Raw genomic sequence first — 12,500 nt, 5'->3', positions numbered from 1 at the left:
GGACTTCCAACGCGAGTTTCGTAGCGAGCGCGCCTAGACCGCGCGAGCGTACCGCGCTCAGTGCGAAAAATCTCAAATCTCTACCACACTGGTATTCGTATACTGAAGTCGCAAAACAAACTGTGGGTTGGTGTGTGGTATGTGTGCTTGGCGTGATGTGTGCAGTAGCAATGATGCTAGTGTTCTTTTAAGCAATAAATACTCAACGTAAGCAGAGCAATACTGCAAAGCTACAGGAATATTTACCAGGGAATTTTCTCCGGCGTTTGTTTCCTTTTGAAGTTACAGCTAAGCTAGAAGTATGCATATTATTGCGGGACGTTTCAAATCTTTGCCATTGACTTCGGCACAATCTTGTACGAGGCCGACCACGGATCGTACGAAAGAAGCTATATTCTCTAGGCTTGATTCGTGGGATGTTACCACGGATGCGCGCGTACTTGATTTATTTGCTGGCACTGGTGCGCTCGGCGTTGAGGCGCTTTCTAGAGGCGCGCGCGAACTTGTGTCTGTTGAGGCTAATGCTCAGGTTGCGTCTCTTATACTTCGTACATCGAAAGCGTTACAAAGTTCAAAGGCTTGGGATTCTGCACTTTCGATGAGGGTGATTCGCAAGCGTGCGGAGCAGTTCGTTGCAGACTATAAAGGGCAAGCGTTTGAATTGGTTTTTATTGATCCGCCATATGCCTATGAAACCACGGATTGTGAAAAGCTGCTGCTTTCAATGATTGAACATGGTGTTGCTAGTGCTGATGCTGATACGCTGATTATATTAGAACGAAGTGCGCGCAGTGTTCTGCCAGTGATGCCTGATGGCTGGGAACTATTCGATACGCGCAATTACGGTGAGACTTCTGTTTTGTTTATTCAGCCTTCTCGCGACTAATCTTATTTTTTCATAAGTTTTTGCGCGGATGATCGCCTGAAACTTCCCAGCCGAGCGATATAAGGGTCTTTCGATCCGCCTTATTGAGCGCCCTACAATCAAGTCGTTCAATGAGATCCGGTCGAATTTCACTGGTTCGCGCAATGGCTTCATCTCGACGGAATCGGTCTACTTTTGCATGGTTTCCTGAAGTCAATACATCTGGAACGCTGATGCCGCGCCAAGTAGTTGGCCGCGTGTACTGATGATGTTCCAACAGCGCGTCCGTACCTGTATACGACTCTTCAACAATCGACTCAGGATTGCCCATAAACCCAGGAATTAGGCGCGTAATCGCCTCAAGCATAACGCTTACTGCAACTTCGCCGCCATTTAACACGTAATCGCCAATAGAATATTCGCGTACATCAACACCTTGCATACGGTAGTATTCTGGAATACGCGCGTCGTAGCCTTCGTATCGTCCGCATCCAAAAACTAAATTCTGAGCACGACTTAATGCTGTTGCATCTTTTTGTGTAAATAGTGGGGCAGAAGGGTTCGGGAATATAAGAATTGGCTTACTTGGGTCTACTTTATTTGATGTGACTTCTGATTCTTCGTAAGCATCGCAAGTTTCATAACTATCGCAAGTATTTTTTATTTCAGATTTTGGCAAATGAAGCAGCTCGTCCAAACATTCTGCCCATACTTCTGGCTTCATAACCATGCCAGCTCCGCCGCCAACAGGCGTATCGTCAACAGACTGATGTACATCGTGAGTCCATTGACGCAAATTGTGAGCTCGGATTTGCAACAAACCATTATCTTGCGCTTTTCCAAGCAAACTTAAGTCAAGCATCTGAAAATATTCAGGGAATACAGAAATAATATCGATGTTCATCATAATAGTTTTTTTTTAATGGTAGATATGGCTTATGTACTGCTCTGCTCCTACGCTTTTGCGTAATCGCTGATTCATTTGCGTTAGAAATCTATGGATTCGTGATTTAGCAAGTGTACGCTCCATAGTTCTTCACGTGCTGCGCTTTTGTTGTTTTGATAAGTGATTATGCCAATGAATTTACAGTTTAACGATTAAAAGTGGTAGTGTTGAGCATTTTGTGTGCTACGACTTCTTGTTCATTGCGACAATCCGGGAATTAATCCGCCTGGAGGATCAATCATTACGTAACCTGCAGTAACGTTAACTTCTGGCACAAGCGCCTCAACAAACGGTACAAGCGCGGTTTTATGTTCGTCGTCACTTGGCTGATCTAAGCGAATTTTAAGCAACGATTGCCCGCCATCAAGCACGTCCACGATCGTACCAATAATCTGGGAAGGTAATCCCAACTGATTTCCCTCACACAAACGCGCTTGCAAGCCAACTAAATCCTTAATATACCAGGCGTTTTCAGCAGCAAGTTTTTGTGCATCTTCTGCCTGTACGTATAATTCCAAACCATTCAGAGCTTCAGCATCGTTGCGATTTTGCGATTCTTCAAACAGCAGAATCCAACGGTTTTTAAAGGTTCGCGCGCGCTCAATAACAAACTCGCGTGAACCATCCGCAGTATAGAGTACGTTACCAATCTCGAAACGTTCATATGGCTCGTCAGTGAAGATTTGTACAGTCACTTCACCTTTTAAACCTTGTGCTTTACCGATACGACAAACCCTCAGCAGGTCGTTACGATGTTGCTGAGGGTTGTCAAAAGATTGTTGGTCTAAGGCCACGTTCATCTCACCTACGTACGTCCATAATATCCACGCGCACATTGTGATCGCTTAAAGCTTGCACAACGACACGAATAGCATTAGCAGTACGACCATTGCGACCAATAACACGACCAATATCCTCAGGATTCACGCGTACGCGTAGCAGTTCGCCGCGAGCGTTTTCGTGAGAACGTACAGATACATCATCAGGGAAATCCACGATGTTCTTAATGAGATGTTCCACAGCTTGAGCCAGCATGATTACTCAGCCTTTTCCTCAGCTTCAGCTGCTTCGGCTGGAGCTTCTTCAGCCTCATTTGCAGCGGCTTCAGCTGCAGCCTGTGCCTTAGCGGCGGCTTCAGACTTAGCAGCCTTCAACTTCTGAGCTTCAGCTTCAACAGCTTCCACGCGAGCCTGTGCATCTGGACCAGCTTCAGAAGTCTTCAATGTGCCTTCAGCACCATCGAGACCCTTGAACTTCTGCCAGTCACCAGTAATCTTCAGCAGCTTCAATACTGGTTCAGTTGGCTGTGCGCCAACGCCAAGCCAGTACTGTGCGCGCTCAGAATTAATCTGAATCATAGATGGCTGCTTATTTGGATCATAAACGCCAATCTCTTCAATGGACTGACCATTGCGCTTATTGCGTGCATCGGAAATGACTACGCGGTAGAAGGCATAGAACTTCTTGCCCAATCGCTTGAGACGAATCTTGGTTGCCAAAATGGCTCTCCTTATAACTAGAGTCGTGGAATTTCGTTCGGGTGTGGGGCACTCCTTGCGAGCTTCCACATGTTCCTCACGTGACCGGGAAGAGGGCGCCGATTCACGCGAATAACTTATCCATTATGCCTGTTTGTTTGGACGTTTTTAGTTTAGTGGATAGATGGTTTAGCTTAGTGGATAGATGGTGATTGTGGCGATGTAGGCTAGGTGATCTGTGCCATCAATTATTACATTTTTTTGCCAAACAGCTTGAGCTTCGCAGTTTTTTGCGCAAAATAGCACGTGATCAAGCGTAAGATTTGGCCAGTTAAGCCAGGTAGGCCAGGTGCGTAAACGCTTTCCAATCGAGATGCCAGAGTCTACAAAACCTGCTTTGGTAAGTGCTCGAAAGCTTGGATGATCGACTGCAGAATTAAGATCGCCTGTAAGAACTGTGAGAGTTGCTGTGTTGTCAGTTTCCTTAGTTTTTCTTGTTCCTGTAGACGAAGTCTCCTCTATATTCATGTCTTTTGCAATCTTTGTAGTTGCTATGTTTTTTGCAGTTTCTACTGCTTGATGAGTCGATATAAGAGTTACGAGTGTGCGGATTCCATTGCTCCAAGCTGTACATCCTCTCATTGGCGACTTTGGATGCGCGGAAGCAAATTTCACACTAACTTTTTTAGTTGCACCAAAATCTAAACAAGTCGTAACGCTTGGTACGCTTGCAGCCTCAATTTTTATGGCATTATTACAAGTAGCAATCGGTGAATATTGTGTAAAAATCGCGTTGAATCCACCATTATTGTGCTTGCTTTGCGCACCTACGCAAGAAGTCGGAAAAATTTCATAAATGCCGAGTTTTTCAAGATTTTTTACTAAAGATTCGCTTAATTCTTGTAAAAGTAACGTATTTATATGATATTTTTTTGCGATTTTGATTATGTGAAATGCGTCTGCTTTTCCGTATCTGCAATTTAGCGTCATAACGCGGATTTCTTGGTGCTGCTTTTCCTGGCGTTTGCGCGACGACCTGCTTTCGCGCAACCTACGCAACCTTCCAAAACAGTACGGTGTATACGACTTAAGTGAAATCAAAAATAGTACAGCGTATGCAATGCATAAATATGCGTAAGATTGGGCTAAAGTAAGCGATTGTGTCACTTTCTCTGCGTAGCATGCGAAGAACAAAAAAGCTCCAAAATTACACAGAAGTAGTGCTCCTGCAATGTAAGTTGCAAGTGGAAGCAGCGCAATAATATATGGAAGTGGGTTATATTTATCCGCACCTGTTGGCAGCCACCGAAGTAACTGCCACAAAAGAAGCGGCACAAATATAACCCACAAAAACGCCAATACTAAAATCATCGACCGAATAATCCAGCTAATCCGCCGCCAAAGTTAGGTGGAAGTTGATTATCTTGATTTGAATTTTCAGAATTCATAAGTTCTTGCAAGCCTTCAGGAAGATTCTGAAGATTTGGCTGCTGTGGCTTTGCAAAAGCAGAACCAGCAACATCGTTACGATTAGATTCTCCAGAAAGGCGATCTCGTAACGCGCGCTCTTCAGCTTCTCTACGCATTGGATTTCCAGACTTTCCGCCCTTCTTCTTTGACTTTTTATCCTTACGTTTCGACTTGCTTCCAGCGCCGCCAAATCCTGGTATGCCACCCATTCCAGGCATGCCAGCGCCTCCACTCATGCGTTTCATCATCTTTGCAGCCTGCTCAAAACGCTGCAAAAGCGTATTAACCTGTGAAACGCTTACGCCAGCGCCAGCAGCAATTCGCGCGCGACGAGATCCGTCAATAATTTTTGTATCTCTACGCTCTGCCGGAGTCATAGAGCGAATAATTGCCTCAGTGCGGTCAATTTCGCGGTCATCAAACTGCTCAAGCTCCTTACGATGTTGAGCCATGCCAGGCATCATGCCTAAGAGCTTCTTCATTGAGCCAAGTTTACGAACCTGCTGAAGCTGCTCCAAAAAATCATCCAAGCCGAAGCTGCCTTCAGCAATCTTTTCAGCAGCCTTGCGTGATTCTTCCTCATCAAACTGCTTCTGCGCATGTTCAATAAGCGTTAAAATATCGCCCATATCGAGGATTCTGGAAGCCATACGATCAGGGTGGAAAATCTCAAAATCCTTCAACCCTTCACCGGTAGAAGCAAACAAAATTGGCTTTCCAGTAACGCTTGCAACCGAAAGTGCAGCGCCTCCTCGAGCGTCGCCATCAAGCTTAGAAAGTACAACGCCTGTAAAGTTTACGCCGTCGTTAAAAGCTTGAGCTGTGCGAACAGCATCTTGACCAATCATGGCATCAATAACAAATAGCACTTCTTGCGGTTGCACAGCATCGCGAATATTGCGAGCCTGCTTCATAAGCTCTTCGTCAACACCCAAACGACCTGCGGTATCAATAATCACAGTGTCGTACATCTTTTCGCGCGCGTAATCAATAGAATTACGTGCAACTTTAACCGGGTCGCCCTTAGTAAACCATGGCAGAGAAATTGCGCTTCCGCCTGTCTGTACGCCCTTTTCTGGTGCAAAAACAGGAACTCCTGCGCGCTCGCCCACAACCTGCAACTGTGTAACAGCGTTAGGACGCTGTAAATCTGCAGCCACAAGCAGAGGAGTATGTCCAGAATCCTTCAACCAGTAGCCAAGCTTGCCAGCAAGAGTAGTTTTACCTGCACCTTGCAAACCTGCGAGCATAATGACAGTCGGTGGATACTTCGCAAAATTAAGCGGCCTATCTACACCTGCACCCAACACCTGCGTAAGCTCATCGTTTACAATTTTCACAACCTGCTGAGCAGGGTTCAGTGCGCGCGAAACTTCCTCGCCAAGAGCGCGCTCGCGAATGCGCGCAGTGAAGGAACGCACCACTTCCAGTGCGACGTCGGCATCGAGAAGCGCGCGGCGAATCTCGCGAATTGTGCCGTCAATATCTGATTCAGAAAGCTTGCCTTTGCTGCGCAAATGCTTGAAAGCATTGGAAAGGCGGTCTGTTAACGAACTAAATGCTGCCATAATGTTCCTATTCTACCTGCTGCTAACGAGTGCTTCTTATTTTTACTGATAACTGATACTTTACTTCTTTATTATGCTACTTCAAATGCCATGATGAACCTTGCGCACTATCTTCAATAATTACTCCGGCACTATTGAGATTGTCACGAATTGTGTCAGCAGTAGCAAAATCCTTCATTTTGCGCGCATTGGCTCGAGCTTGAAGCTGCGAAGTAATAAGAGCGTCCAGAGCATTGTGCTCCTTGCTGCCTTCACTGTTTGCATCAGATTGATGAGTATGTGATAACCAAGGTTCTCCGTAAGGATCTAATCCGAGTGTATCTAACATAGCGCGCACTTGCAGAACGGCAAGATATAGCAATTTTTTGGTGCTACTGTTTTGGGATTGCGAGGATTCTTGCGAAGAATTTTGCATACAATCGTCAAGAATCGCATTTCCTTGACGAATAGCAGTAAATATTGCTGCGTTTGCACCGGAAACGTTCATATCGTCGTTCATTGCGCGCGTAAAATCTTCCGGAAGTGAGTCAGCATCTACAGATTGCACTTCTTCGCGCGTTGGTGTCTTTTCAAGTAATCGGTTTGCTCTCTCAAGAAAGTTGACAATGCGGTCGTAAGCAGATTTTGCTTCTACCAAAGCTTGGTTAGACCATTCCAACATAGCGCGATACTGCACTGCTCCCAAAGCGTAGCGAACAACCCATGCTGAATTATTTGCCAAAACAACTGGTACGGAAAGGCCATTTCCCAAGGATTTAGACATTTTTTCACCCTTGGCAGTTACCCACGCGGAATGCATCCACACATTCGCGCTTTTCCACCCAGCAGCTGTTGTTTGTGCCATTTCGTTTTCGTGATGGGGGAATCGCAAATCTAATCCGCCGCCGTGAATATCAAAATTATCGCCAAGATAACGATGGCTCATAGCTGAGCACTCAATATGCCAACCGGGGCGTCCTTCGCCAAAAGGAGTTTTCCAACGCGCATCCGGCTGATCGAAATCGCAAGGAGCTTTCCAAAGTGCAAAATCTCTAGGATCGTGCTTATCTGGTGAAGCGTCGGCAGGGTCAGTCGGATTGTAAATATCGTTACCTGCTGAATCAATGCTTGGACCCTTTGCATCTGCAATTGCTGCGGCTTCATCACCATCAATTTCATTACGATTTTGATTTTGGTGCGTAAGCTCGCCGTAATGCTCCCAACTTGGTACGTCGAAATAAACATTTCCAGTAGGATTTCCAGAATCGTCTCGAATAACGTAAGCGTGACCACGCTCAATTAAGTGTTCAATCAGCTCAACCATATCCGTAATATGACCGGTAGCGCGCGGCTCAACTGTCGGTGGTAAAACGCCCAAAGTGTCATAGGCTTCACTAAATTCGCGCTCGTAAATGTAAGCGCGCTCCCACCAAGTTTGACCTGCTTCGCTAGCTTTTTTCATGATTTTATCGTCAATATCGGTGACATTGCGCACAAACGTAACTTGATAGCCGAGTCGTAATAACCAACGACGAATTACGTCGAAGGCTATTGCTGCACGAATATGACCAATATGCGGCGAGCTTTGTACGGTTGCGCCGCACACGTACATTCCAACTTTCCCCGGTTTTGTAGGCTTAAATGCGCTTGTTGTATGGGAGGCGGTGTTGTATAAGCGTAAGTTTTCCGCGGCTTTAGTAACGTTTGCGGTTTCTTCGTTCAAAGTCTTATTAAGCATAATTGCTATTATAAGTGCTTCTTCATACTCAGAGTGATTTTGAGAAGTTGTATTTCGTGCGTCGGCTCTTTAGTTAGCGATACAATTATTGCGATTTGGTTTTAGATTTAACTTTAGTAATCCAATTAGATTCATATCTATTACCTAGCAGTTTTTGATTTGTTCGTTACTGAAAGGAATATCATGGCTGAGATTTCATCTGCTCTTATGACGGACATGTATGAATATACGATGCTTGATGCGGCGTTGAAAGACGGTACTGCAAATCGTAAGTGTGTTTTTGAAATTTTTACGCGCCACTTGCCTCAGGGTCGTCGTTACGGCGTTGTTGCTGGAACTGGTCGCATTTTGGAAGAGCTGCAAAAATTCCATCTTTCGGAAGATGATTTGCGTTTCTTAAGTGATCGCAAAATCGTTAGCGCTGAAACGCTTAAATGGCTGGAAAATTTTCGTTTTAGCGGTAAAATCTCCGGTTATCGCGAAGGGGAGATGTTCTTCCCGAATTCGCCAATTTTGCAGGTAGAAGGCACTTTTGGTGAGTGCACATTGCTTGAAACTGTGCTTCTTTCTGTGCTTAATTACGATTGCGCTGTTGCATCTGCTGCAGCTCGCATGGTTTCAGCATCAGCAGGACGTCCTTGCATGGATATGGGAGGTCGCCGCACGAACGAATATTCAGCGGTTGCTGCTTCTCGAGCTGCAGTAATTGGTGGTTTTAAGGGCACAGCTAATTTGCTTGCAGCAAAACTTTACGGCTTAAAGGCAATCGGTACCGCGGCTCACTGTTTTACACTTGTACACGACACTGAGCGTGATGCTTTTACTTCTCAGATTGCTGCTCTTGGTAAAGGTACTACGCTTCTTGTTGATACTTACGATATTGAGAATGCGGTAAAGACAGCTGTGGAAGTTGCGGGCCCTGATCTTGGTGGAATTCGTATTGATTCTGGAGATTTGTGTGCTTTAGCTCGTCGTGTACGAAATCAACTTGACGAATTGGGTGCGAAGAACACAAAGATTACGGTGACGAACGATTTGGATGAGTATGCGCTTGCTTCTTTGCAGAACGCTCCTGTAGATTCTTATGGAATTGGAACCATGCTGGTAACTGGTTCTGGTGCTCCGACTTGCGCAATGGTTTATAAGCTTACTGAGCGCGAAGGTGCGGACGGTGTTATGTATCCTGTTGCAAAGAAGTCAAAGAATAAAGCAACTGTGCCAGGTCGCAAGTTAGCATATCGTTCATATGATTACAGTGCTGATTTGCATGGTGTTGCCGATTGCGAGCGTGTAATTTCTGGATCGGAAGATGCTTTGGCTCAGTTCAAGCCTAAGGATTCATGGGAAAATCTGCTTGTTGATTATATGGTTGATGGCGAGGCTGATAAGCAGTTCATGGGTCACGATGCGATTATGCGTGCTCAAGATTATTGCGCTTCGGCTTTGCAGCGTTTGCCGTTGGCTGCGCAAAGTTTAATGCGCGGCGATCCAGCAATCCCAACTGAAATCCACGTTCTCTAAAATATTGGTATAGTTCATCAATATTGTTCATAAATTAGCGTTACTTTTATGTTGTGAAAGATAAAAGTAACGCTAATTTATAACGAAATAATAGTAATATTAAGATATTAAAAACCGAAGTGGCTCATATTTTCGTATATTTTCTTGCATTCAGGGCATACAGGATAATCGTTTGCTTCACGGCGAGGAATCCACACTTTACCGCACAAAGCAACTACCGGGCGACCAGTTATATGAGACTCTTCAATGCGATCTTTAGAAACGTAGTGTGCAAAACGATCGGCATTACCACCGTCGTCTAAACGAGCATCTTCATCTACTTCAGGACGTTCAAGTACTGAAGTGTTTGTGCCTGAGTTGGAATCTGGGTGAGAGGATTGCGAATCGGCTTCCATAATTGCACGAAGTGTGTTATCTGCGAATAATGTTGAAAGCATTGCACATTCCTTTCTATAATAGTGTTTCATTAAATCTCATTGAATCTCATTAAATTAAACTTAACTTCACTCAACTTAACTAAACTCAATCAAAATCTAATTAAACGTTAGTAATAAATAGCATAAAGCATTATTGCAACAAAATCACGAAAAGTTGTTAAATAATAGCTGCATTTATAAGCACATTTTTTGTTCTCATCCATAATAGTGATACTCTAAAAGCATGACTATAGCTGTGTGTCCCGGCTCATATGATCCAGTCACTGCCGGCCATTTAGACGTAATACAACGTTGTACGCATCTATTTGATGAAGTGCACGTGCTGGTTGCAGTGAATGCTGCAAAAACGCCACTGTTTTCGGAATCTGAGCGCGTACAAATCATTCGTGAAGCCGTAAGTAGTTTGCCTTATGCGCATAATGCGCATAATACACATGATGAGCATCATCAATTTGGCAAAATAATAGTCGCATCAACCGAAGGATTGATTACTGACTATTGTACGCGCGTTGGTGCCACAGTGATTGTAAAAGGTTTGCGTCAAAACGGTGATTATGAAGCAGAACTTGGTATGGCTTTAGTAAATCGTAAATTAGCTGGCATTGAAACACTCTTCTTACCAGCTGACCCTATACTCGAGCATGTATCAAGCTCAGTAGTTAAGGATGTTGCGCGTCACGGAGGAAATGTTACTGGTATGGTTCCAGATAACGTAATACCTTTGTTACAGAAACGTTTTGCTGAAAATTCGCTACAACGAAGTGATAATGCAGCTACGCTAAGTAAAAGAGACAGGAGAGTAGAAGATGACGAGTGAAAATAGTATGAAAGATGGTATGGTTGAACATGCTGCTACCTCAGTTACTGAAAGTGATGACACTATGGAACGTGAAGTACATGTTGATCGCAGTCAGCAGCTTCCGCTACATCCGGTGCTTGCTGATGATGAAGATGCTCAAAGCAGTGTTGTAAACGCAGTAGTAGACGCACAAAATTCTTCGATGCAGGGTGATTTAATAGCGAGTAATGATGCTGATAACACGGAAACATCTACTGTTGCTGCTGTTGGCAATGAGAGCACCAATATCAATGACATGAATGTAAAAACTGATGCGCATGGAGGCGTAGACAACACATCAGCATCTACAGCAACACCACTTTCTGCTTTTCCACTGCCAGATTTGCGTGAACGTGAAGATGGTGGAGCAATCAATTTTGATGAAGAAGAATCAGTCCCATCATCAATCGCAACAACTACAGTAAGTGATGAAATACGTTCAAAAAGTCGTGCTGAATTCACCACCGTTTACGACATTATAGATGCTATGGAAACAGTACTATCTGAAGCTAAAAATGTATTGTTCTCTCCAGGAATGGTAAAAATTGATCGCGATGATTTCATCGATCAATTATCGCGTTTAAAAAATATGCTTCCAGTACAATTAGAGCGCGCTTCAGCATTAATGCGCGAAGCAGAGCGACGACTGCGTACTGCACAATCACAAGCTAGCTCTATTGTTTCTTCCGCACAATCCCAGGCCGCGGAGATTATTGATGAAGCGCAAGAACGCGCACAATTCCTAGCCGGTCAGGAAAACGTTACAGCTTTAGCTAAGCAGAAAGCACGCGATATTCTTACCACAGCACAACACAAATCCGATAAACTTACTCAAGGTGCTGATCAATATTGCATAACTGTTATGGAAGGACTAAAACAGCAGCTTGATAAATTAGAACAGGATGTGCAAGCAGGTCAGCGCGTGTTAGAAGAGCGTCAACGTGCTGCCGCACATGTGCAAAATGATACGAATGCAGCATTGTACAATGATGCTGAAGATGATGAAAGGAATGAGTAATGACTTCGCATCCTTCCCAGTCACCATGGGCAGTTCCAGTAGCGCAAATGGCTGCGCGCGCTGGTAGCAGTATGTCATTGCACCGAGTATTTCCAGCTCCAGATGGTATTGGAGATTATGTTATCGGCGTAAAACCAGGCAGTGATGTGATGGTTGATGGCGACTTTGATGCCGTAGTGGATGGCTTAATGTTCCAAGGTAGTATTACTGCTCCTGTGCATGCAGAATGTACACGCTGTTTGATGCCACTTCGTCGTGACTGGAAAGTAGATGTATGCGTGTTCTTTCCATATGTAGATTCGCGCTCGCAACATGCTCATAAGCACAACAATGCAGATGAGAATGAATCACAGATTTGGGACGATAATGATGAGTCTGGTAATGTGTATCCGCTAGTTGGTGGTGGTGATTTTGCCGATATTGAGGCACTTATTCGAGATACCATGGTGAGCGAATTACCATTGCAGCCGTTGTGTGAGCCGGATTGTCGTGGATTGTGTTCGCAATGCGGTGAAAACTTAAATGAACATCCTGAGCATCATCATGATGTTACAGATATTCGATTTGCAGATTTGGAAGGCTTAAAAGCACAACTTGAGCAATCTGAAAAGCGCGACGACCTGCCTGAGCGCTGCGATTTAG

At 44.6% G+C, this 12,500-nt stretch carries 14 protein-coding genes; 6 read left to right on the top strand and 8 right to left on the bottom strand.

Going from position 1 to position 12,500, the window contains the following annotated elements; genetic code table 11:
• Together HMPREF3208_RS06850 and rsmD are read left to right on the top strand one after the other, a co-directional pair.
• Nucleotides 1–191: hypothetical protein (locus HMPREF3208_RS06850; protein WP_230953048.1), on the top strand; the 191-nt coding region annotated here is incomplete at its 5' end.
• 110 nt (nucleotides 192–301) lie between these two features.
• Nucleotides 302–886 (top strand): 16S rRNA (guanine(966)-N(2))-methyltransferase RsmD, encoded by a 585-nt coding sequence (gene rsmD / locus HMPREF3208_RS01990; protein WP_064346985.1) that lies wholly within the window; start codon nucleotides 302–304, stop codon nucleotides 884–886.
• Nucleotides 887–896: 10 nt separating this feature from the next.
• Here the strand turns inward: rsmD and trmD are convergent, their stop codons facing one another.
• From trmD to cysS, 7 genes are all read right to left on the bottom strand, one after another.
• Nucleotides 897–1,769 (bottom strand): tRNA (guanosine(37)-N1)-methyltransferase TrmD, encoded by an 873-nt coding sequence (gene trmD / locus HMPREF3208_RS01985; protein WP_032814391.1) that lies wholly within the window; start codon nucleotides 1,767–1,769, stop codon nucleotides 897–899.
• A 239-nt stretch (nucleotides 1,770–2,008) separates the two neighbouring features.
• A complete protein-coding gene (rimM, locus tag HMPREF3208_RS01980; RefSeq protein WP_064346982.1) occupies nucleotides 2,009–2,611 on the bottom strand; it encodes a ribosome maturation factor RimM in 603 nt (200 codons plus the stop codon).
• Between the two features lies 1 nt (nucleotide 2,612).
• Entirely contained in the window at nucleotides 2,613–2,846 is a 234-nt protein-coding gene (locus HMPREF3208_RS01975; RefSeq protein WP_016637772.1) for an RNA-binding protein, read from the bottom strand.
• Between the two features lie 2 nt (nucleotides 2,847–2,848).
• Nucleotides 2,849–3,310, bottom strand: a complete 462-nt coding sequence (gene rpsP, locus HMPREF3208_RS01970; protein WP_032814384.1) for a 30S ribosomal protein S16 — start codon at nucleotides 3,308–3,310, stop codon at nucleotides 2,849–2,851.
• A gap of 168 nt (nucleotides 3,311–3,478) precedes the next feature.
• A complete protein-coding gene (locus HMPREF3208_RS01965; protein ID WP_064346980.1) occupies nucleotides 3,479–4,660 on the bottom strand; it encodes an endonuclease/exonuclease/phosphatase family protein in 1,182 nt (393 codons plus the stop codon).
• The gene (gene ffh / locus HMPREF3208_RS01960) at nucleotides 4,657–6,327 is read right to left on the bottom strand and encodes a signal recognition particle protein (protein ID WP_016637775.1); all 1,671 of its coding nucleotides are present in this window, start codon (nucleotides 6,325–6,327) and stop codon (nucleotides 4,657–4,659) included. The genes HMPREF3208_RS01965 and ffh overlap by 4 nt, the downstream gene beginning before the upstream one ends.
• A gap of 76 nt (nucleotides 6,328–6,403) precedes the next feature.
• Complete coding sequence (gene cysS, locus HMPREF3208_RS01955) at nucleotides 6,404–8,044, bottom strand: cysteine--tRNA ligase (protein ID WP_064346979.1); 1,641 nt, start codon at nucleotides 8,042–8,044, stop codon at nucleotides 6,404–6,406.
• 183 nt (nucleotides 8,045–8,227) lie between these two features.
• Here cysS and HMPREF3208_RS01950 point away from each other — a divergent pair, with 183 nt between their 5' ends.
• Entirely contained in the window at nucleotides 8,228–9,565 is a 1,338-nt protein-coding gene (locus tag HMPREF3208_RS01950; RefSeq protein WP_016637777.1) for a nicotinate phosphoribosyltransferase, read from the top strand.
• Nucleotides 9,566–9,672: 107 nt separating this feature from the next.
• Here HMPREF3208_RS01950 and HMPREF3208_RS01945 read toward each other — a convergent pair whose 3' ends face one another.
• Nucleotides 9,673–10,002 carry a DUF3039 domain-containing protein gene (locus HMPREF3208_RS01945; RefSeq protein WP_032814381.1) on the bottom strand — a complete coding sequence of 110 codons (330 nt, stop codon included), beginning with the start codon at nucleotides 10,000–10,002 and terminating at the stop codon, nucleotides 9,673–9,675.
• Nucleotides 10,003–10,225: 223 nt separating this feature from the next.
• Here HMPREF3208_RS01945 and coaD point away from each other — a divergent pair, with 223 nt between their 5' ends.
• From coaD to HMPREF3208_RS01930, 3 genes are all read left to right on the top strand, one after another.
• Nucleotides 10,226–10,819: a pantetheine-phosphate adenylyltransferase gene (gene coaD / locus HMPREF3208_RS01940; RefSeq protein ID WP_064346978.1), complete on the top strand. Its 594-nt coding sequence runs from the start codon at nucleotides 10,226–10,228 to the stop codon at nucleotides 10,817–10,819.
• On the top strand, nucleotides 10,809–11,858 hold the full coding sequence (locus tag HMPREF3208_RS01935) for a hypothetical protein (RefSeq protein WP_064346976.1): 1,050 nt from the start codon (nucleotides 10,809–10,811) through the stop codon (nucleotides 11,856–11,858). Before coaD ends, HMPREF3208_RS01935 begins: the two co-directional genes overlap by 11 nt.
• The coding region (locus tag HMPREF3208_RS01930) for a YceD family protein (protein WP_081091157.1) at nucleotides 11,858–12,500 on the top strand (643 nt) is incomplete at its 3' end. The genes HMPREF3208_RS01935 and HMPREF3208_RS01930, both read left to right, overlap by 1 nt.

Source organism: Gardnerella vaginalis (assembly GCF_001546485.1).
Lineage (GTDB): Bacteria > Actinomycetota > Actinomycetes > Actinomycetales > Bifidobacteriaceae > Bifidobacterium > Bifidobacterium vaginale_D.
Note: the sequence above shows the minus strand (reverse complement) of the source record. Positions and strands in the feature narration are given on the sequence as shown.

What these genes read in the sequence shown, in the direction of transcription:
- HMPREF3208_RS01950 (WP_016637777.1), top strand. Translation starts at nt 8,228, where the DNA reads ATGGCTGAGATTTCATCTGCTCTTATGACGGACATGTATGAATATACG.
- trmD (WP_032814391.1), bottom strand. Translation starts at nt 1,769, where the DNA reads ATGAACATCGATATTATTTCTGTATTCCCTGAATATTTTCAGATGCTT.
- rsmD (WP_064346985.1), top strand. Translation starts at nt 302, where the DNA reads ATGCATATTATTGCGGGACGTTTCAAATCTTTGCCATTGACTTCGGCA.
- ffh (WP_016637775.1), bottom strand. Translation starts at nt 6,327, where the DNA reads ATGGCAGCATTTAGTTCGTTAACAGACCGCCTTTCCAATGCTTTCAAG.
- HMPREF3208_RS01935 (WP_064346976.1), top strand. Translation starts at nt 10,809, where the DNA reads ATGACGAGTGAAAATAGTATGAAAGATGGTATGGTTGAACATGCTGCT.
- HMPREF3208_RS01965 (WP_064346980.1), bottom strand. Translation starts at nt 4,660, where the DNA reads ATGATTTTAGTATTGGCGTTTTTGTGGGTTATATTTGTGCCGCTTCTT.
- rimM (WP_064346982.1), bottom strand. Translation starts at nt 2,611, where the DNA reads ATGAACGTGGCCTTAGACCAACAATCTTTTGACAACCCTCAGCAACAT.
- coaD (WP_064346978.1), top strand. Translation starts at nt 10,226, where the DNA reads ATGACTATAGCTGTGTGTCCCGGCTCATATGATCCAGTCACTGCCGGC.
- HMPREF3208_RS01945 (WP_032814381.1), bottom strand. Translation starts at nt 10,002, where the DNA reads ATGCTTTCAACATTATTCGCAGATAACACACTTCGTGCAATTATGGAA.
- cysS (WP_064346979.1), bottom strand. Translation starts at nt 8,044, where the DNA reads ATGCTTAATAAGACTTTGAACGAAGAAACCGCAAACGTTACTAAAGCC.
- HMPREF3208_RS01975 (WP_016637772.1), bottom strand. Translation starts at nt 2,846, where the DNA reads ATGCTGGCTCAAGCTGTGGAACATCTCATTAAGAACATCGTGGATTTC.